Below are 19,923 nucleotides of genomic sequence, written 5' to 3'. Positions count from 1 at the left end.
GGAAGTCACAACTAACCCACCTGTTTAGGTAGTTTGGACATAAAGTACAGTGTGTTAATCTAGCCTATTATTTATTTTCGAGAGTAACTTATGTCTTTATTTGCGCAGACTTACCCTAGTCACCTAGCTGAATTACAAAAGCGAACACAGGAAGCCCTACAAAGAGAAAGCATAGATGGCTTAGTTATCCATTCAGGGCAAAGTAAGCGTTTGTTTTTAGATGACAATAATTATCCTTTCAAAGTAAACCCGCAATTTAAGGCATGGTTGCCTGTAATTGATAACCCAAATTGTTGGTTGATTGTAAATGGGGTCGATAAACCTAAATTAGTGTTTTATCGCCCTAAAGATTTTTGGCATAAGGTGCCAGATGAGCCTAATGACTTTTGGGCTGAGCATTTTGATATTGTGCTACTAACTCATGCCAATGCCGTTGAGAAGCATTTACCTTTTGATAAGCAAAAATATGCCTATATTGGTGAATATATAGAAGTAGCCAAAGCACTAGGGTTCGAGTTGGTTAACCCGGATAGAGTGATGCATTATTTGCATTATAAGCGGGCTTATAAAACAGATTATGAAATGCAATGTATGCGTGAAGCAAACCGTATAGCCGTAGATGGGCACAGAGCTGCCAAGCTAGCCTTTGATCAAGGGTTAAGTGAATTTGATATTAATTTAGCTTATCTATGTGCCGTAAGGCAGGGAGATAATCAGGTGCCTTATAATAATATTGTGGCCTTAAATAAGAACGCTTCAATATTGCATTACACCGAACTTGCGACTAACCCTCCTCAGAATTTAAAGTCATTTTTGATTGATGCAGGCGCTAACTTTAATGGCTATGCAGCAGATATTACTCGCACATATTGTCAGCAAGATAATCTGTTTGCAGAGCTTATCAAAGGCATGGATAAGGTGACCTTAGCTTTAGCGGATGAGCTAAAGCCTGGTTTGCCATATACCCGTATTCATGAGAGTGCTCACCAGAAAATTGCCCAAATTTTAACGGATTTTAAGATTGTTAATTTAGATTCTGCTGGTGTTTTAGAGCAAGGTATTGTCAGTACGTTTTTCCCCCATGGAATTGGGCATTTCTTAGGTCTACAGGTACATGATGTGGCAGGCCATGTGTCTGATGACAGAGGTACCCCAAACCCTTCACCTGCTGCCCATCCTTTTTTAAGAACCACAAGGATTATTGAATCTAGGCAAGTCTTTACTATAGAACCAGGGTTATATTTTATTGACAGTTTACTGGTAGATTTAAAAGGTAGCGAAAATTCCAAGTACATTAATTGGGATGTGGTCGATAGTCTTCGCCCGTGCGGCGGGATCAGGATTGAGGACAACATAATTGTGCATAGAGATAAAAACGAAAACATGACCCGTGAGCTAGGTTTAAATTAATATCATGGTGGTTGTTAGTTTTGGCCAATACACTCAAGTAATTGGCCTTTCTTATCTTAAATCTCAGATTGAGAGTTTAACCAATTTAGACGGATCAAAGCCCTGTTTTTACTACCACTTTACCATAACTACAGCGATTAGATGAAAGGTACTTCCAAGCCTCAATGTACTCTTCCATTTGGAATACCTTATCTACTTTGGGTTTTAACTTTCCAGACTTTAAGGCTTCATATACATAAGCCTTTCCTCGTTCGCAGCTCTCGGTGTTTTCCACATAGTTAAACAAAGAGTACGCATGAAACCACAAACTGTTTTGGATCATAGGTAAAAATGGAGGGTGGGAGTAGGTACCACTTAACCCCCCATATAAAATCAACATGCCTCCTTTGGCCATCGCATTGGCGTATCTTTCCATAAAATTGCCGCCCACGGGATCAAAACTTCCATGAATACCAACCGAGTGGGTGATTTCTTTCAAATATTGCTCAATATCTCCGCCTTCATCAACAAATACATGGTCAGCCCCGGCGTCATACAGATATTGCACATTCGCTTGAGAACGCGTTGTTGTAATGACGGTTGCATCTTGCAATTTCGCGATTTGAATCGCTGCCCAACCCGCAGTGCTTGTACCGGCAGGAATGAAAATGTTTTTTTCTGGTCCGGCTTTGCAAAGCTCTACGATAGGAAAATAAGCGGTCATAAATTGCATCCATACTGAAGATGCTTCGACGGCACTTAACCCCGATGGCGCTGGAGTAATGTACGCTTGATCAATGATGAGCGTCTCGCCGGATGCGCCAGAACGATCGTAGAAATGGGGGAGTGTGCAATATCGCTCACCAGTAGTCACTCCCTTCACATTACTTCCTACTGCTTCGACTATGCCGGCAGCTTCCATTCCAACTCGGGCGGGAAGCGATGAAAAGCTAAAAGAATAGCGGTCGTTCATCAAGTCGTTGTCTCCCCAGTTTAGGGCGAAGGCTTCTATTTTTAATCGCACTTCTGTTGCCCCTGGTTGTTCAATATTACATTCTGTTAAACGCAGGCCTTCGTAACCTACATATTTATCAATAACCCATTCTCTTGGCATAATCATTCCTAAATTGTTATATGTGTTCCAGTGGTATTTATTTAAGGGAAACACCTTCAGTTTCTTCTAAAAATAGCGTGGTGATTAATGTAAGAATGAAAAACAATGAAATAAACGCAACGGTAAAAGTAAAACTACTGCTGGCTAATATTGAACCAATAACTAAGGGTGCTATAGAGTTAGCGATGCGCTGAGAGACGACCCCTACTGCTGTGCCATTGCCTCGATTTCGAGTGTCGTAAATTTCTCCTACCCATGTATTCCAAACCCCCCATGCGCCTAGGCTAAAGAATGATAATGTGAAGTTCCATACATATAGTTCATTCACAGTAGCGGCATTAGCTAGTGCAAGCCCTGCTACGGCGGACATGAATACATAGGTCATCATGATCTTTTTTCTACCAAACTTTCCTGTTAGGTAACTTGCCGATATATAACCGGGAAACATGAAAAGTGCTGAAATAGCCAGAAAGCCAAGTCCTTCTGGGGTACTTAGTCCTTTTTTACTCAACAGCAATGGCATCCAGCTGGCCATTGCCCAATATCCCCATGAAAAACAAAAGTTTATAATAAGCTGTAAAAATGTGGTTTTAGCTACCACCCCTTTAAACAAATCTAAAAATGTACCTGACGCACTAGTGTGTGCGGTTTCTAATATTACCTTTGGCTCAACAAACTGCCCGTTACACAATGTTTTTAAGGCACTCTCCGCCCCTTCTTTATCATTGTTTTCAACTAACCAATAAGGTGACTCAGGGACAAATTTCCAAATCATTAATGCCCAAAGTGAAGTTAATGTACCCATGCCAATAATAACGCGCCACCCCATTGACTCCAGACTATAACTAATGCCAATGGCAATGAGCACACCAACAGGCCAGCCTGACGACAAATACACTGTGGCTCGGCCTCGAGAGGCAACAGGTACTAGCTCTTCAAAATAAGGGAAGGTAATGACTAGGCTTCCTACTAGGATCATGCCGCACATAAAGCGTGCTGCCCATAACATTTCAAATGAACTAGCAAAGGCACTGATAAGAGGAAAAATGCCATATAAACCTATACTTAAAATAAGGGATTTTTTACGTCCAATAACCCCCATTACTTTCCCCCAAATAAGCGCACCGGGTATCATGCCAAGGAATAGGGCGGAGATTAACGAACCAATTTGAGTGGTGGTCAGATTGAATTCTTTGGCTATCTCTGCGCTGTTATAAATGAGGATCATCATTTCCCAAGATTCCATGGCAAATGTGACGAAAAGACACAGGCCTATTAATAAATGTGCCCGATTAAACAAAATTTTTGTGTACCACTCACTTATTGAATGTTGCATGGTGTTGTTGGTCTTATTATTTAACATAGTGCCTACTTATTTCTTATTGATGGAGTCAGTTAAATGAAAGCTCTCAATCTTGATAGGTGGATTGAGGATTTCTTGTTGACCCGCTTGGGTGTAAAGTTTTTCAATTACATCATACCCACTGACTATTTCTCCAAAGCATGCAAACCCTTGTTTGTCTGGATGTCGTTCACCTTGGAAATCCAAACAAGGCTCATCTCGCATACAAATAAAAAAACTTTGGTAAAGCTCGCCTGGCGCATACCTTGCGGCAGATACACTCCATTTGCGATGAGCTAACCCTGTCATCTTTGTATGTTCATGGAGAATATGAGAACGAAACTCTGACAATGCATTATGACTCCCCATCTGCAAGGCGTGAATACGCGGTTCAGATGTTTGATTTTGGGCGGTTAGCACCCTAAATATCGTACCTTCTTCCAGTTTATTATTGTGAATAATATTCTGAAAATATTCACATGTATGAGGGGCCTCTTTTGCATTCAACTGAATGCAAAAGCTGCCTATTTTCGTGGATACTTTAATGTGGTGAATTTTAACATTCATGACTTGTATCTTTTTAAACCTTATAGATTTCTTTTGCCCGCTCCGGCGTGATGTAGCCGTTTTTCAAATCATTTTGAATAGCGTCTAACGACCGATTTTCAGGTTTACCATACCCACCACCATTGGCAGTGAATACTTCAATTACATCTCCTTTATTAAGCTGTAAGGCAGTACAAATCCGATAACGTGTTTTTTTACCATCTTTTTTGACTACATTAATGTAATTGTGTGAGCCTCTTAGCCCGCCGTCTAAGCCCCATGGGCCAACACAAGAGCGCACATAGGCCATAGTTATCCACCAGTTGTCAGCTAATATACGGTAGTAAAGCTTGATCCCTTTGCCGCCTATAAACTCGCCCTCTCCACCCGGTTCATCATTTAACTCCAAACGCTCGATCATGATCCCATTGCGTTGCTCGGTTACTTCTGCGGGGACGTTAAATGTATCCCCATGGTAACCTGTATATAGTGCATTCACACCGTCTCGACTGCGGCTTGCGCCCCATCCTCCAATTTGAGGCTCTACTATGCTCAGTGGTAAGCCTGTATCTGGATGAGGACCACCCAAGAAGGTGCCACATATTGAAGCGTAATGGCCAGCCGTTAAGGATTCAGGGATGGCCGGCGCTAGCGCTTTCCAAATTAAATCAAACAGCATAATACTGGTCTCGTAATAAACGCTCATCGCTGACGGATATTTAGCAGCAAACATTGAATTATCATCTACCAACAATTTAATTGGCTTAAAAGAGCCTGCATTAGCAAATGTCTGTGGGCTAGCAATGGCTTTAAAAATCATTTGTAAATCGACCATAGTCGCGTCATAGGAAGCATTCAATGCGTTGGCCTGCTGTGGAGGATTACCCGTTAGGTCAACTATAAATTCTTCTGGGGTAATGGTGACGGTCGCTTTGATATCGAGTCCGTCATCAGTGACTTCGTTTGCCTGATAGGTGCCCGCTGGCAATTTAGCAAGTGCATTTCTAGATATTTTCTCTGCAAGTTCAATATAGTCGGCTATGGCAAAATCTAGGGCATCAACACCATACTTTTTGGCCAAGTTGAGAAAGCGCTTTTCTCCTGCTCGCATTGACGCCACGCCTGCCCAAAAGTCACCTTGCGTGGTTTCTGGCTGCCTGCTGTTAATCATCATAATATCGAGCACGGCCTGATTTAATTCTCCTTTTGCTATGACTTTTACGCAGGGTAATTGCAGCCCTTCTTGATATATCTCAGTTGCTTCTGCACTAATGCTACCTGGAAATGAGCCGCCAACATCCACCCAGTGGGCTTTGTTGGCTAGCCAACCAATTCGTTTGCTTTGATAAAATACTGGGAGTATTAACACTACATCATTTAAATGGCTGACTCCCCCTTTGTGAGGAATATTGGTAATAAAAATATCACCTGGTGCAATCATGGTTTCATCGAATTTTTCCATAACGGATTGCACGCCTGGCTCCAACATACCGATAAAGCCGGGGATTCCTGATCCGGAGCTGGCGAGCTGGCCATTTGCGTCAAACATAGCCACACCAAAGTCGAGAACTTCATAGATAACAGAACTCATAGCAGTTTTTCGCATGGTCACAAACATTTCATCGGTTATCGCTTTCATCGAGCTTTGGATGATTTCTGTAGTAATGGGGTCTATAGACTTATTCATCATTATTTGCTCCTGTCTCTATATGCAAGTTTCCATATTCATCTACACGGACCTGTTGATTTGGTAATACGACTGTGGTGCTTCCTGATTCTTCGATGATTGCAGGGCCAGAAAAAGAGGCGTCTGCAAACAATAAATCGCGATTGTAAATAGGGGTAGGTAGTTGACCCAACTCATCAAAGTCGACAACACGTGTTTCTTTTATCGCATCACTGATGTTGCCATTAGTACTAATTTTGGCGAGCTCAGGTCGTTCTACTTTGGCGTAAGCCGTGACTTTGTAGCTGACAAGTTCGATTGGATTAGCTAATTGATAGGTGAATTTCTTTTTGTAGGCCTGATTGAAATCGTCTCTTAAATGACTCAAGTCTTGTTTACTGAGTTTATTGCCTCGTACATCTACCTGTACCGTATGCTCTTGTCCGACATAGCGCATTTCAAGGAGTTGTTCGAAATAGATATCTTGGCTGTCTACCCCTTCTGATTGGTAGGCCAATTCTGCTTCTTCACGCATTCTATCCAAAGTCGTTGAGATTGTTTCAATTTGGCTTTCATCTAATGCCATAGGTTGAGTACGAATATAATCTCTGCGCAAGTCTGACATGAGCATCCCCCATGCTGAAAACACCGAAGCACTAGCTGGAATAATGACTTTGGGTATATTGAGATCATCGGCTAACATAGCTGCGTGCATTGCGCCTCCGCCACCAAAGGCTAAAAGTGCAAAGTCTCTGGGGTCATACCCTTTGTTAATAGATATGAGCTTTAGCGCATTGCCCATATTATGGTTAGCTATTTGGATAATGCCTCTGGCTGCCTCAATGGCACTCAGACCTAATTTATTGCCTAATACCTCGAATGCTTGCTGAACGGCTTTCATGTCAGCTTTGATTTCACCACCAATGAAGTAATTTGGATTGATTCGACCTAACATTAAATTTGCATCTGTAGTTGTCGGCTCTGTTCCCCCATTTCCATAGGCGACAGGGCCAGGGTATGCGCCAGCACTTTGTGGCCCCACATGCATCTTTCCATAGTCATCGACCCAACCGATAGAGCCCCCTCCATTACCGATTTCTACAATATCCACTACTGGCGTCATAAGAGGATAACCAGCAGATAAACGGTCTTTTTCAATCATATATTGATTGGTGATATTGACGCGTCCATTGTCGATTAACGAACATTTAGCTGTGGTGCCGCCAATATCAAAAGCGATGATATTTTCTTCGCCAATGAGCTTTCCTAGGGATGCTGCACCTAATACACCGCTAGCAGGGCCGGATTCCACAATAGAAATAGGGGTCTTCTTAACCGACTCTACCGTATCTATGCCACCATTTGATTGCATCACATAGAAGGACCCATCGAATTTTTGTTCTTCTAATGCTGTTTGCATTTTGTCTAGGTATTTTGCGGCAATGGGTTGCACATATGCGCATAACGCGGCGGTATTAGAACGCTCGTATTCTCGCCATTCTCGGGAGATATTATGAGATGCAACTATGGCTACATCAGGCCAAATTTGCTGAATGTATGCCGTTGCTTGTTGTTCATGTTCGGGATTAATGTAGCTATGCAAAAAACAAATGCCGATTGCTTCTACGCCTTCCTTTTTAAACTGTTCAATAATGGGCAGCAGTTGTTCAAGATTGAGGGGGGTAATCACATTCCCCTTGTAATCCATCCGCTCTTCAATTTCCTGACGCAAATATCTAGGGATGAAAGGCTCTGGTTTTTGATACTGAATATTAAAAAAATCAGGTCTGTCACCTCTTGCAATTTCGATGACGTCACGAAATCCTTGGGTAGTAATAAATCCAGTTTTGACCCCCTTTCTTTCGGTTAGCGCGTTAATGACGACTGTTGAACCATGTGCGAAGAAGGCAAGTTCTTGCATGTCAATGGATGCTTTCTCAAAGGAATTTAACACGCCTTGTTGAAACTCTGACGGCGTTGTATGGGTTTTTACTGTCTGAATATTGGTGGCTAAACCAGTTTTTTCATCAACGGTGTAGTAAACCAAATCTGTAAAAGTACCGCCAATGTCGCTGGCAGCTCGGATTGACTTCATATATTTAACCTATTAGTGGCTGTAAAGGGGCGATGAGCGATGCGTCAAGCCCCTTTCGAGTTTTGATTGGAGAGTAAATTAGTCTAGGAAGTTATATCTAAAATCTAGACGCCAAATAGCAGGAGGTGCGGCAAATGCAAAGCCGCCTGTCACGTATTCTGCGTTGTATTCTTCGTCAAGTAGATTGTTGACTGAGGCTGTTAGGGTCCAAAGTCCTTCAGCATCTTCTACACCAACACGTACATTCACTAAGTTAACCGTGTCGCGTTCAGTTAAGTTGGCTGGATCCCAGAATTGTTTACCTCTAGCCTCGTAATCTACGCGGCTGAAAAAATCCAATCCCTCTGTCATGCTTGTTCTGTATTGAATACCGGCATTAATAGTTGATGAAGGAACATAAGGAGCCTTGTTTCCAATAGCAGTGGGATCAAGCTTGTATTGTTTTACCTCACTATCAGCTAACGCGTAACCAAAATAACCTGACAGGTCATCAGTGAATGCATAGGTCGCTTCGATTTCACCACCGCTAATATCGACTTCTTCAATACCGACTAATACTTGCGCGCCTAAATCACCCACAAAGACAAAGAAAGGAGCATTTTCAACAGAGGTTTGATACAAAGATCCTGCTGTTTTTAAGTCCCCTCCTAGGAAGTCTGCTTTAAAACCAATTTCTGCTGTTTCAGTGATTTCTTGGTCTAACACATCTGGGATCCCACTTAGGCCAAGTAATTCTGCAGCTTCACCCACGCCATTTTGATTAAACTGACCACTTCTAAAACCTTCACCCCAAGAAGTATAAATAGATGCTTCATCACTGAGTAAATAACGCAGGCTGACTTTCGGTTGAAAGTGAGAAAAGGTCGCTTTGTTTATAGCGCCCGCTTCACCAATCGCAAAAGCAAAATTGCCGTCTGCGTCATAACCACCTTGTAAAGGATCTACTCTTTGTTTTCTTTCATCTTTGTCATATCGCCCAGCAAAAGAAAATTCAAGTTCCTCGGTAATATCATAGGAAAAGTTAAAATAAGCGGCATAGGCAGTATTGTCGTTATCGTCTGCGGCAAAGGTGCTGGTGGGGTTGATTGAGCCGCCAAGTTCCGGGTCAGACATAATAGAAAGAATACCGTTGCCGTAATCTAGCCCTGTGGTTGATGCAATAAAGCGATCAGTGGTTAAGTAGTATGCACCAACCATCCATTTAAAAGCTTGATCATCATTAGATACAAAACGAATATCTTGGCTTAAGGTAGTCACATCTACATACTGTGTCTGAGTGCCATCAAAGAAAGAAATCCCCGGGTTAGCTGTGGTGTTGGCTGTATAAGGAAATTGGTCACCACCGTTTATTTGATCGATAGTATCGTAGGATGATACTGCCTGTAAGACCCCTAAATCAGTCTCATAGTTTACCCGTAAAGACAGTTGGCCAATCTCACGCTGATCAAAGCCTAGGTTATTGGCCGACAACCTTCTTTGCACTACATTTGAGTCAGCAATGCCGGTAAAACCATCTACTTCGCCAGTCGTTGGATCGGTTGAAACGCCTTGATAGGTGAACTGTAGAGCATCAGCAGTGGTATCTGTATAACTGGCTCTTAAATCGATCGTCAGGTCATCACTCATGATAAAACTTAAGTGACCGCGCAGGTTGAGTTCTTCTTTATAGCCAACATTTTGGCCAGTCGTCACGTTATTAAAGATGCCGTCAGTATCGTAATAACGCCCCGATAATCTAAATAACACATTTTCGCTAATTGGACCGGTAACCGAACCCTCAATTTTATACTCGTCCCCTCGGCCAATACCCGCTTCAACATAACCTTCAAGGTAATCTGTGGGTTTTTGGGTGTTGATAATAATGGCACCTTGGGTGGCATTTCTTCCATACAAAGCGCCTTGTGGGCCGCGCAATACTTCAATGCTATTTAAATCAAATAGCCCCTGATCAAATCCTCGTGCATTGGTTTGTATTACACCATCCACTATTACTGCGACAGGTGGTTCACCATTTCGTACCTGAGATACTCCGCGAATAGTAATAAAATTTGTACCTGCATCTTGAGAGTTGGCCATGGTAATGCCTGGCGTCAAGCCGATAAAATCATCTACCGCTTTAATTCTGGCATCAGAAATGTCCGCAGCAGAAAAATACTTTTCAGATAAAGGGACCTCTATGATCGTTTCCTTTCTTCCCCTAGCTTCAACAACAATTCGTTCGACTTCTTCGGTTTGTTCAGTCTCACTTGCTTCTTGAGCGGTGACATGCGCAGAAACGGGTAAAAGTGCCGCTGCAACTGACATTTTCAAAAGTGAATTTAACCTAGTAAATTTTGTTTTTGTTAGCATGTGTTTTCTCTCTTATTTTTTGTCATTACTTTGTTCGGTGACCTTCAAAATTATTGCGTTTTGAGTATTGCAATCTTCATCATAAGGAACAACTACCCAAAAGGGGGGGCAAATAAACTCTGGGGGGTAGTAGGTTGGGAACTGCGACAAATAAATTGCCAAATTCCCCCCTTTGATGTGTAATGAGTGTTTAGAAAGTGCCTAATAATTACCTTATGGCTAAACCGCAACAAAACTCCACTACCGAAGCTTGGTTTTTCGAGACAAAGTTAACTCCCCCTAAATCTACATCGTCATTGATGGACAGACGTGAGGCGTTATCGCGGGTAGAGGAAGCTAGCCGATATAAGTTAGGTTTAATTATTGCGCCTGCTGGATTCGGTAAGTCATCGATACTGGGGCAATGGTACCAAAATCGTATTCACGCAGATGATATTGTCGCTTGGCTATCTCTTGATTATGCAGATTCTGATGTGAAACGTTTTGCAAGTTACGTGATCATTGCATTAGATAGTGCTGGCGTTGATATGGGTACATTGCGATTTGCTGCGGAGCAATCCTTAATTGAGCTATCTATTCATGCCATTTTATCGAGGATGGTGCAGGCCTTAGTTAATACTAGTAGTCACACCTTCATCGCTTTGGATGACTTCTATCAAGCTGAGTGCCCTGAAATCATTGATTTTGTTACAAAGTTACTTGAACATGCCCCTGACAATTTACATATTATAATTAGTTCCCGTTCTCAACCAGACTTGCAGATTGGTTCTAGGGTTGTGAATGGAAGCGCGTGTGTGGTGGACAAGCAATCACTTTGTTTTAGCTTGCAAGAAATAAGAGATTACCTTGGTGATGGATTTAGTGAGGCAAGCGCTAACACTTTATTAGAACAAACAGAAGGCTGGGCCGTTGCCATTCAATTGGCAACAGTGGCTAATAAGGGGGAAACAGAAATTGTTAGTTTGTTCAGTGGCAAGCAGCAATATATCGTTAATTATTTTACTGAACAAATCCTTGATCGCTCCACTGAATTAGAAAAACGTTTTTTATTACTCACGTCTGTTCTAGATAAGTTCAATGGCAGTCTAGCCAAAGCCGTTACTGGGATCGAAAACGTATCTCAACTTATTTATGAGTCTAAAAATATCCAGTCATTGATTGTTACCTTAGATAAAGAAGAAACATGGTTTAGGTATCACCATTTGTTTTCCGAATTATTATTGACTCGTCTAAAAAGAGATGATGAAGATGCAATACCGGAGTTGTATAACAAAGCGTCTCATTGGTTCGAGCAAGCTAATAATCTTAATGAAGCAATCAAGCATGCTCGATTGTCTGGAGATGTTGATAGAGCCGCAGAATTATTTTTGGGAGCGGGTGGCTGGGAGTTAGTTCTATACGGCGGCGTAAGTTTAATGCGAACCTTACTCCGTAATTTTTCGTCAAAAGACCTTGAGCGCCACCCTGAGGTTCATATGGCCTATATTTATTTCATCTTGAAAGATGGAAATATTCAGGAAGCAGATGCGCGGTTTAGTAAGAGTAGGCCGTCTAAACAGGAATTACAGCAACATCCAGAGTTGAAGCGAACATACTATTTAGTTAGTTACTTTCTAAGAATTTATAAAGATGATTTCACTGACCCGTTTGAGTTTTGTTCTTTGGAGGAGTTGATTGATAGCTGGGATAAGAATGACTTCCTTGGTATCGCAGTATTACGTGCAGAACGAACCTTAAGTGCTATTACACAGGGGGATTTTACACAAGCGCATATTGCAGCGAAAGAAGGATTACGAGATATGCGTAAGGCGGGCTCAATTCTTGGGGAAAACTATTTATATATACATCTTGGGCAGATTGAATTGCATAAAGCCTGTTTAGATTTAGCCCAAGAGTATCTTTCAGAGGCCGCAAATATGGCTAAAGAAAACTTTGGTATAGATAGTCGTTTAAAAACTAATTGTGATATCAACTTACAATCGTTAAGTTTTTGGTGTTCTCCCGAACAGTTTGATGCTGAACAGATGTTAGGGTTGTTGACCAATGCGTGTGATACAGATGGCTGGTTTGAGATATATGCAGCGGGTTTTATATCGCTTGTAGAGCATGTGCGACTTTTTCAGAAAACAGAGCTTGCCGAAGACCTTATTGACTTACTTACGTCAGCGGCAAAAAAACGACAAATAGTCCGCTTAGAGCAATTGTCTATGCCTTTTGGCCTTACCATGGCCTTGAGTTCTAACGATAAAGCTAAGGCGTTGCAAATTATCGATAACATACAAAGTGACTTATTAGTGGAGGACAAGGATAAAGCACCAATTAATTGGCTACCTTTATGCGAAACCACTTTTGCACTGGGGGTGGCGAGTTTAAAAGGCTATGAAATTTCAGAGATAATGCCAAAAATCGATAAATGTATAACATTGAGTCAGTCATTTAATGCAAATATGTATCTTATTCGATTGTTAGTGTTAAAGGCGACCTTGTTCTTTAAGTGTGATCGAATAGAACCTGCAATAGCTACGCTTTTGCAGGCTGCAAAACTCGCTACTGCACAATCGATAAAAACGCCTTTCTTTGTGTTCCCTACCTCTTTAGCGTTGATGGAGAAAACAGTGAAGCAATACGCAGATTCAACAGACAATTTTATGGAAATCAACTTCCTAAAAAAATGTATCTTGCAATGTGCGCATTTAGATTTCATGCGATCAGCAATGAGTTCTGAGGATTGGTTAAGTAAGCGAGAAATGGACGTTATACATGAGCTGGCTAAAGGCATGTCAAATAAAGAAATAGCTAGAAACTTAGAAATGACAAATAACACAGTTAAATTTCACTTAAAAAATATATTCTTAAAATTTGATGTGGATAAGCGGATCAGTGCAGTTAATCGAGCACGTAGTCTAGGTTTGATTTAGCCCACTAGAGCAGTAATCATCTATCTTGCCTAAATTGCCTTAAACTCCCGCCAAATCAGTCTATATAGGTATAACTTGTAACTGCTTTTCTATAGATGTTAACTTGTTACAACCATTTTTTATCTTTGTTTTCATCCAACCATACAAGTAAATCATCTGCCTTGATTGGTCTACAAATGTAGTAGCCTTGGGCTAGTTCGCATCCCCACTTGGCTAAAAGGTGTAAGGATTCGAGATTTTCTACGCCTTCAGCCACCACATTCATATCAAAGCTGTGTGCAAGATTAATAACTGTTTGTACAATTTTTTTATCGCCTTCTTGCTCATGTAAGTTCAATACAAAACTTTTGTCTACCTTTAAGGTAGTAACGGGTAAGTTCTGTAGATAGGCCATTGATGAATAGCCTGTGCCAAAGTCATCAATGGCAAGCTCAAATCCAGCATCTCGGTAAGCTTGCATATGCGCAATCGCCTTGGCGTGGTCTTTAACTAAGTCTCCCTCTGTTAATTCGAAAGAAACACTCGTTCTGGGTAGACCACGAGCGTCTATTAGCTCAACTATTTGTGTAAGTAAAGCTGAGTTCATAATATCTTTGGCTGACAAGTTGATAGCCACTGATTGAGGGAATCCTCCATGATAAAATTTTGCGGCATCATTTATGGCTTGTTTTATCACCCACTGGGTAACATGTTGAATAAACCCTGCTTGTTCGGCAATGGCTATAAAGTCTTCAGGGGATACAAAACCTAAGTGTTTATTGGTCCAGCGAATTAGAGCTTCAACATGGGTGACTCTTCCTGTTTTAGTGTTTAATTTGGGTTGGTAATTAAGAGTAAGTTCTTGTGTTTCATTTTTAAGGGCATTTTTTAGCTCGGTAATGATAGCTAGGCGTCTTGAGTATCTAGCCTCTAAACTAGGGTCAAATGGCAAAATAAATTGTCGTGTTATTTGGGCTTCATCTAACACTATATTCATACTTTTGAATATTTCTTCAGGGGTTTTTGCATCTTTAGGACATGTCATTAAGCCTAATGCAACTTTAAGATCTATGTTGAATTCGCCAATGTTAACTGCGGTTTCTAACTCAGATTTCATTGCTACAATAAATGCATCACTAGGAATTTCATCTGGCAACCAAAGTAGTTCACCGCCAGTTAAGCGTGCAGATATGCCACCAAAATTGCTTAGTCTTTGGGCAAGTTCAGTTAAGCATTTATCTCCATTGTGGTAGCCAAAAATATCATTAATGCCCCTAAAGCCAAAAATATTGATACCAATAACTAAGAAGGAGCTACCAGTTTTAAACTTTTCTTCTATAAGGGTCTCTACAAACTGGCGATTGTATAATGAAGTTAAATTGTCATGACGGGCTTGAAAGGTGATCTTTTCTTCCCGTAATTGAATATTACCCTGCATTGAAGTAAACGCTTCTGATAACTGGTTTACTTCTTCGGTTGAACAGTGCATATCGATTGGATTGGAGTAATTTCCTACTGAAATTTCTTTTGCCTTGGTAGCCAATAAGGATAATGGCTTTGCCATTCGATTTGAAAATAATGCCCCTAATAAACTAGCAAGTAAAATGGCTAAGGTCCCGGTTATAAATAACCTTAGTTGTAAGTCTTTAAAGTCCGAAAATAGTTTCTGTACCTCTTCTGATAAGGTTAAAACAGTTTTATGGCCTAACTCATCGGCGAGTATGAATTGTCTCGAAATATAGGGAATATCATTGGAAATAGTGATAGATAACCAAGATGGTCGGGTTTCGACTTGTGATAAGGCTTGTTCCATCTGAGGAGCACTAAGGGTACTAATCTGATAGGTTTCTTGGTTATCGTTAATTACTTGAAGGCTAGTGTTTAATTTAGTTATTGCTGTTAACTCTTGCAGAGTGGCTATATCTAGTTTAAAGCCAATTAATGCTATAGCGATTGGCCTTGGCGCATCAACTGTTAACATTATTACTTGGTATAATTGCTGGTCTAGCATCATTAATACACTAGCGCCTCCACCCTTTACAATGTCATTGAATACAGACTTATATGGAAAATTTTTGGCTGGGGTTAATATTTCTGGAGCGCTGGTTATCGTCTTACCGTTTAGAGCGACAAGGGCCATAAGGTCAGCGTTTATTCTCGAACCATGGTTTTTCAAGGCGCTGTCTATGGTACCTTTGTCCTTAGAGGCAACGGCTTGCTTAAAGCCAAAGTCAGCGGCCAGTACATGGGCAGAGGTAAAGAGCAAATCCTCTCTACTTTTTAAAACTCGTTCTAGTACGTTTTGACCAATCTCTAATCCTGTATCAAGGCGTTTTTGGGTTTGCTCTATTGTTGCCAGCCAAACATTTAAAAATAATGTAATTGAAGTGAATACAATTAGACCAACCACGAGTCGAAATATACTTTTATTGAGGGATTTTCTAGCCAACTATTTATCCTTATTTACATCGTTAGGATTGCGTTAATACCATATAAATTTTAGCTGCTTGGCTAAAATTACAATTTCGTCAGCTTCCCGCTTTGGTGCAAAACCATTAATCTCGTCCAAGTTAAATAAAACTATATCATCAAATGAATTTATTAAGCTTTGCTTTATGGCTTTGATAATAGGTTCTGGTTTTTCAAAAGTGTTACTCTCTATACTGAACTTATCTTCATATAGCTCTTCAAATTGGTAGGCCTCAGTAAAGGAATCAAACTTTAAATTTCCCTTAAAACGAATTTTTGCTATGAATTTCGGGTTTTCACCCGAAGTTACCGTCATCATTAGTTTGATATTCTTATCAAGTACGTTGATTAATATCTCTGGCTCTGAAAAAGTGGCGCTAATGCCTTTAAAAGAACGAATTACAGGGAATTGAGTTTGTAATCCTTGATTGATCTTTTTAGCGGTTACAAGCTGGTATACCGATGATGCTTGACTACTGCTTGCTACAAATAGCCCCATTATTAGCAGTGAAATAATGGGTAAGTTAGCTATTAACTTTAGGCCTTTTTTCATTTTTCTCTCTTAGTTGCCCATCTTTATACTATTAAGAATGAGTCTTATTATGGTTACCATATCACTGTCCGATTAAAATCGCTAAATTTTGAATTTACTTGGTATTTATTCTAATACTTAAAAGTTGAAAACATCTAGTCTATTGATTGAGTAAAGACTCAAAGTATTGCTTTAGTTTCAAGTTATTGGCTCTTGTATTTCAGCGTTAAACCTCATATAAACGTCATAGCTCTTTTAATGAAAGTACAACCGTAGATTTTTAAATGGCCCGGCACAGACCCTTATTCAAACATATCAGAAATCATGACACCCTCTTTGCAGAGTTAGCAATTGTGAGAAACACTTATGCTCAGAGTTTAGGGTTAACCCATTACGATTATCATAAAACCCCTAAGTTTGTGACTGAGGATGGCCGAAGGCTTACAATCGAGCCAGAGCGCAGCATTGTAGTAAATAATTATCGTGATTTGCGAGGCGTGAGGCATGTCCTAGAGCGTCAGGTTCAAGGTTTGTATATCATTAATAATAGTGACATTGGGTTTCGTTACCCTACAGCTGCCATTGCTGGATTAGATGCACCGTTTATTAAACGCTTTCGGTCAGAGTTTTTTCACAAAGTAGATGAAGATAGAAGTATTTGTAGGCCTTTAAATCTGTCGTATGGTATTAAAAGTCGCGGTAAAGCTGATAATCGTCAAGAATATGAAGTTTGGGTGGCGAATGATAATTTGCAGCAAGACCCTTCACCTTTGTTTATAGATAAATATGGTGAAGACTTACCCGATGATATTCGTTTGTTTGCAGCCGAAAAACCAATCGTACATGGATGGATGGGAGTGAAGCGAGCTGCCTTTGAAGCCATCTATCAAGATAAGAAAAATATGGGGGATATTGCCATTAATATTGGGCTATCGGTTGATGCCTATAATATTGGGTCAATGCCTGATCTTTCATATTCGCCACTGACAGAAAGTTCTATTGCTGTTGGAAATGCAGAACTGGAATGGGAGGTTATGGGGTATTACGCACCCGCGGGTGTGCGACTTGAACATGACCAAGTATGGTCTGCTATTAATTATGCTATCGAAGCCATTGGTGGGCCAATGGGTGATAACTATGCAAATGTGACTTTAGCTATTAATGAAAGTAAAACAGAACGTATTCTAAGCACCATACGTGATCAACAAGTTACTAATGAACAGATTAGAGAGTTAGATTTGAAACCTTGGGAGTTTTTACAAACAGCAAGTGACCATAGGCGTAAAGCCCATGACCCATCACGAACTGTTAACCTGTTAGGGCGGCTCAATCGACTTTTTTATCAAGAATCTCATCAATTACCTTCGCTGAATGAAATCCATGACTTAATTGCTGATCCTATAGGTCGATAATCAATATTAATTAGGTTTAGTTACCTTTAAGTTCTTTATCTAACAATCTCAAAAGTGTAATGGAAATCACTTTATTTTAGGCTCTCATTGCCGTACCACAGGGCTTTCTAAGAAATGAAATTTAAGAAGATATTATTGGTATTTGGTACCCGTCCCGAAGCCATAAAAATGGCTCCATTAGTGCTAGAGCTGCAGAAACATTCAAAGTTGGATGTTAAAGTTTGTGTTACTGCACAGCATAGAGAAATGCTTGATCAGGTACTTGGTTTATTTGCAATCAAGCCTGATTACGATCTCAATCTCATGCAACCTGAACAGGATTTGTTTGATATAACCGTAGGGGCTCTGCAAGGGTTAAAAACTGTATTTGCCGAGGCTAAACCAGATTTAGTGTTAGTTCATGGTGATACAACTACTACCTTTTCAGCTTCTCTAGCCGCATTCTATCAAAAAATTTCAGTTGGCCATGTTGAAGCTGGCTTGCGAACGGGTGATATATACAGCCCATGGCCTGAGGAAATAAATCGCAAATTAACAGGCGCTTTGACTCAGCTTCACTTTACCCCTACAGAGCAGTCAAAATTAAATTTACTTAAAGAAAACATCAATAAAGATACTATTTTTGTAACAGGTAATACTGTTATTGATGCTTTGTTACAAGTTGTCAATCTTATAAAAACTAATACTAAGCTTAATGAAAGTTTGACTAAGCAGTTCGATTTTTTGGACTCAACTAAAAAGCTGATTCTGGTAACTGGGCATAGAAGAGAGAGTTTTGGTGAAGGATTTGAAAATATTTGCCAAGCTTTAAAGGCTCTAGCTATGCGAAATGATGTGCAAATTGTTTATCCGCTGCACTTAAACCCAAATGTGAAAGAGCCTGTTGAGCGTATTCTTGGTAATGTGACTAACGTGTTTTTGGTTAAACCAATAGACTATTTGCCTTTTGTTTATTTGATGAATCTATCTTATTTAATTTTAACTGACTCTGGTGGCATCCAAGAAGAAGCCCCTTCTCTGGGTAAGCCGGTGTTGGTGATGCGTACTACCACCGAGCGCCCTGAAGCGGTTGAAGCTGATACTGTGAAGTTGGTGGGGACTCAATTAGCTTGTATAGTTGAACAGACTGTTAACTTGTTAGATAACAAAGAAGCCTACAAAAAAATGTCAGTTGCACACAACCCCTATGGTGATGGCAGGGCCTGTAAAATAATTACCGAAGTCATTGTTTCGCAATGCTAGGCCTCTAAGCAACTTTCAGCCTAAGGGTAATGGACTATATGGCAAATATCGTAGTGAAAAAGTCAGAGATTTTTGACAGTGTTTTGAGTTATCACTAGGGCCTAAGTTGGGATTTTTTTTAGCTGTAAAGGTTTCATTATTTGCAGATGTTTGCAGAAAATTTTCAGAAATAACGCCGATATTACATCCAGTTTTTGCGATTACTTGATGGGCAATCGTATCTTTTGTTAATCCATTACCTTTCTGTAGCCATAACTTAAACCCCATGTTAGTTAATTGCTTTATGTCAAAAAGAGCGGCTTTGAGTGGTGTGCTCTCAGATAGAAAATAGCTAACGGCTATATTTTCATCAATGGTCAAAATGAAGGATTGTAAAGCATAGCTCAGGTCTGTCCGACTTTGGTTAGGGGGAGATTTTAGGTATTCATGGGTAAGCTCCATTGGGAGATACCAGCCAGCAAAGCTATCCTCATTAATTAAAGATAAAACCTCTAATAAACTAACTCGCCTGCTATTTTCTAATAATACTTTTTGGAAATATTCTTTAGAATCAGGCTTATTATTGCCCATTATTTGATAGTAGTCGTCAGGTAGGTATAGCCCTAGCCAAATACGAAAATGTTTATTTTCAGCTATGGTGAGTACTTCTTTTAAGAAATTGCCTTCGGTGACAAAGTTAGTAGGACCGTATTGGGTCCACTGGATCACGATTTCTCGGTAACCTTCTTCATAAACCTTATCAAGTAATGCATTCCATTGAGGAGCTGTTATGAGCGAGTCCTGGCTTAAGGGTTGATAAAATATGGTATTAGCAAATGTCTTATGAGAATGTAAACTAAAGCAAACTAACAGCACAAATAGACATTTGTT

Annotated in this window: 13 protein-coding genes; 4 read left to right on the top strand and 9 right to left on the bottom strand. The window is 40.3% G+C overall.

The window, feature by feature from the left end:
• Positions 1–90 precede the first annotated feature (90 nt).
• Entirely contained in the window at positions 91–1,410 is a 1,320-nt protein-coding gene (pepQ, locus tag EOK74_RS09895; RefSeq protein WP_133469844.1) for a Xaa-Pro dipeptidase, read from the top strand.
• A 94-nt stretch (positions 1,411–1,504) separates the two neighbouring features.
• Here pepQ and EOK74_RS09890 read toward each other — a convergent pair whose 3' ends face one another.
• The 6 genes from EOK74_RS09890 to EOK74_RS09865 all read right to left on the bottom strand — a co-directional run bounded on the left by EOK74_RS09890 (position 1,505) and on the right by EOK74_RS09865 (position 10,501).
• Positions 1,505–2,503: a zinc-dependent alcohol dehydrogenase family protein gene (locus EOK74_RS09890; protein WP_166638749.1), complete on the bottom strand. Its 999-nt coding sequence runs from the start codon at positions 2,501–2,503 to the stop codon at positions 1,505–1,507.
• 37 nt (positions 2,504–2,540) lie between these two features.
• Positions 2,541–3,866: an MFS transporter gene (locus EOK74_RS09885; RefSeq protein WP_239024072.1), complete on the bottom strand. Its 1,326-nt coding sequence runs from the start codon at positions 3,864–3,866 to the stop codon at positions 2,541–2,543.
• Between the two features lie 9 nt (positions 3,867–3,875).
• Positions 3,876–4,412 (bottom strand): peptidylprolyl isomerase, encoded by a 537-nt coding sequence (locus EOK74_RS09880; RefSeq protein WP_133469842.1) that lies wholly within the window; start codon positions 4,410–4,412, stop codon positions 3,876–3,878.
• 13 nt (positions 4,413–4,425) lie between these two features.
• Positions 4,426–6,081, bottom strand: a complete 1,656-nt coding sequence (locus tag EOK74_RS09875) for a hydantoinase B/oxoprolinase family protein (protein ID WP_133469841.1) — start codon at positions 6,079–6,081, stop codon at positions 4,426–4,428.
• Entirely contained in the window at positions 6,071–8,152 is a 2,082-nt protein-coding gene (locus EOK74_RS09870; protein WP_133469840.1) for a hydantoinase/oxoprolinase family protein, read from the bottom strand. Before EOK74_RS09870 ends, EOK74_RS09875 begins: the two co-directional genes overlap by 11 nt.
• A gap of 78 nt (positions 8,153–8,230) precedes the next feature.
• The gene (locus EOK74_RS09865) at positions 8,231–10,501 is read right to left on the bottom strand and encodes a TonB-dependent receptor (protein WP_133469839.1); all 2,271 of its coding nucleotides are present in this window, start codon (positions 10,499–10,501) and stop codon (positions 8,231–8,233) included.
• 215 nt (positions 10,502–10,716) lie between these two features.
• Here EOK74_RS09865 and EOK74_RS09860 point away from each other — a divergent pair, with 215 nt between their 5' ends.
• Positions 10,717–13,419: a winged helix-turn-helix domain-containing protein gene (locus EOK74_RS09860; protein WP_133469838.1), complete on the top strand. Its 2,703-nt coding sequence runs from the start codon at positions 10,717–10,719 to the stop codon at positions 13,417–13,419.
• A 106-nt stretch (positions 13,420–13,525) separates the two neighbouring features.
• On the opposite strand, the gene EOK74_RS09855 is transcribed toward EOK74_RS09860, so the two are convergent.
• On the bottom strand, positions 13,526–15,847 hold the full coding sequence (locus tag EOK74_RS09855; RefSeq protein WP_133469837.1) for a bifunctional diguanylate cyclase/phosphodiesterase: 2,322 nt from the start codon (positions 15,845–15,847) through the stop codon (positions 13,526–13,528).
• Positions 15,848–15,880: 33 nt separating this feature from the next.
• Positions 15,881–16,420: a hypothetical protein gene (locus tag EOK74_RS09850; RefSeq protein ID WP_133469836.1), complete on the bottom strand. Its 540-nt coding sequence runs from the start codon at positions 16,418–16,420 to the stop codon at positions 15,881–15,883.
• Positions 16,421–16,683: 263 nt separating this feature from the next.
• Between EOK74_RS09850 and EOK74_RS09845 the strand changes: the two genes are divergently transcribed.
• Entirely contained in the window at positions 16,684–17,811 is a 1,128-nt protein-coding gene (locus tag EOK74_RS09845) for a hypothetical protein (protein WP_133469835.1), read from the top strand.
• Positions 17,812–17,925: 114 nt separating this feature from the next.
• Positions 17,926–19,053: a non-hydrolyzing UDP-N-acetylglucosamine 2-epimerase gene (gene wecB, locus EOK74_RS09840; RefSeq protein WP_133469834.1), complete on the top strand. Its 1,128-nt coding sequence runs from the start codon at positions 17,926–17,928 to the stop codon at positions 19,051–19,053.
• Between the two features lie 15 nt (positions 19,054–19,068).
• On the opposite strand, the gene EOK74_RS09835 is transcribed toward wecB, so the two are convergent.
• Complete coding sequence (locus EOK74_RS09835) at positions 19,069–19,908, bottom strand: DUF4434 domain-containing protein (RefSeq protein ID WP_166638748.1); 840 nt, start codon at positions 19,906–19,908, stop codon at positions 19,069–19,071.
• Positions 19,909–19,923 lie beyond the last annotated feature (15 nt).

It is taken from the genome of Paraglaciecola marina (genome assembly GCF_004360155.1).
Classification (GTDB): Bacteria; Pseudomonadota; Gammaproteobacteria; order Enterobacterales; family Alteromonadaceae; genus Paraglaciecola; species Paraglaciecola marina.
The sequence above is the reverse complement of the archived record's forward strand: the minus strand, read 5'-3'. Positions and strand labels throughout refer to the sequence as shown.

Coding starts and splice junctions, on each gene's coding strand:
- EOK74_RS09845 (WP_133469835.1), top strand. CDS start 16,684: ATGGCCCGGCACAGACCCTTATTCAAACATATCAGAAATCATGACACC.
- EOK74_RS09880 (WP_133469842.1), bottom strand. CDS start 4,412: ATGAATGTTAAAATTCACCACATTAAAGTATCCACGAAAATAGGCAGC.
- pepQ (WP_133469844.1), top strand. CDS start 91: ATGTCTTTATTTGCGCAGACTTACCCTAGTCACCTAGCTGAATTACAA.
- EOK74_RS09890 (WP_166638749.1), bottom strand. CDS start 2,503: ATGCCAAGAGAATGGGTTATTGATAAATATGTAGGTTACGAAGGCCTG.
- EOK74_RS09850 (WP_133469836.1), bottom strand. CDS start 16,420: ATGAAAAAAGGCCTAAAGTTAATAGCTAACTTACCCATTATTTCACTG.
- EOK74_RS09870 (WP_133469840.1), bottom strand. CDS start 8,152: ATGAAGTCAATCCGAGCTGCCAGCGACATTGGCGGTACTTTTACAGAT.
- wecB (WP_133469834.1), top strand. CDS start 17,926: ATGAAATTTAAGAAGATATTATTGGTATTTGGTACCCGTCCCGAAGCC.
- EOK74_RS09885 (WP_239024072.1), bottom strand. CDS start 3,866: ATGTTAAATAATAAGACCAACAACACCATGCAACATTCAATAAGTGAG.
- EOK74_RS09860 (WP_133469838.1), top strand. CDS start 10,717: ATGGCTAAACCGCAACAAAACTCCACTACCGAAGCTTGGTTTTTCGAG.
- EOK74_RS09875 (WP_133469841.1), bottom strand. CDS start 6,081: ATGATGAATAAGTCTATAGACCCCATTACTACAGAAATCATCCAAAGC.
- EOK74_RS09865 (WP_133469839.1), bottom strand. CDS start 10,501: ATGCTAACAAAAACAAAATTTACTAGGTTAAATTCACTTTTGAAAATG.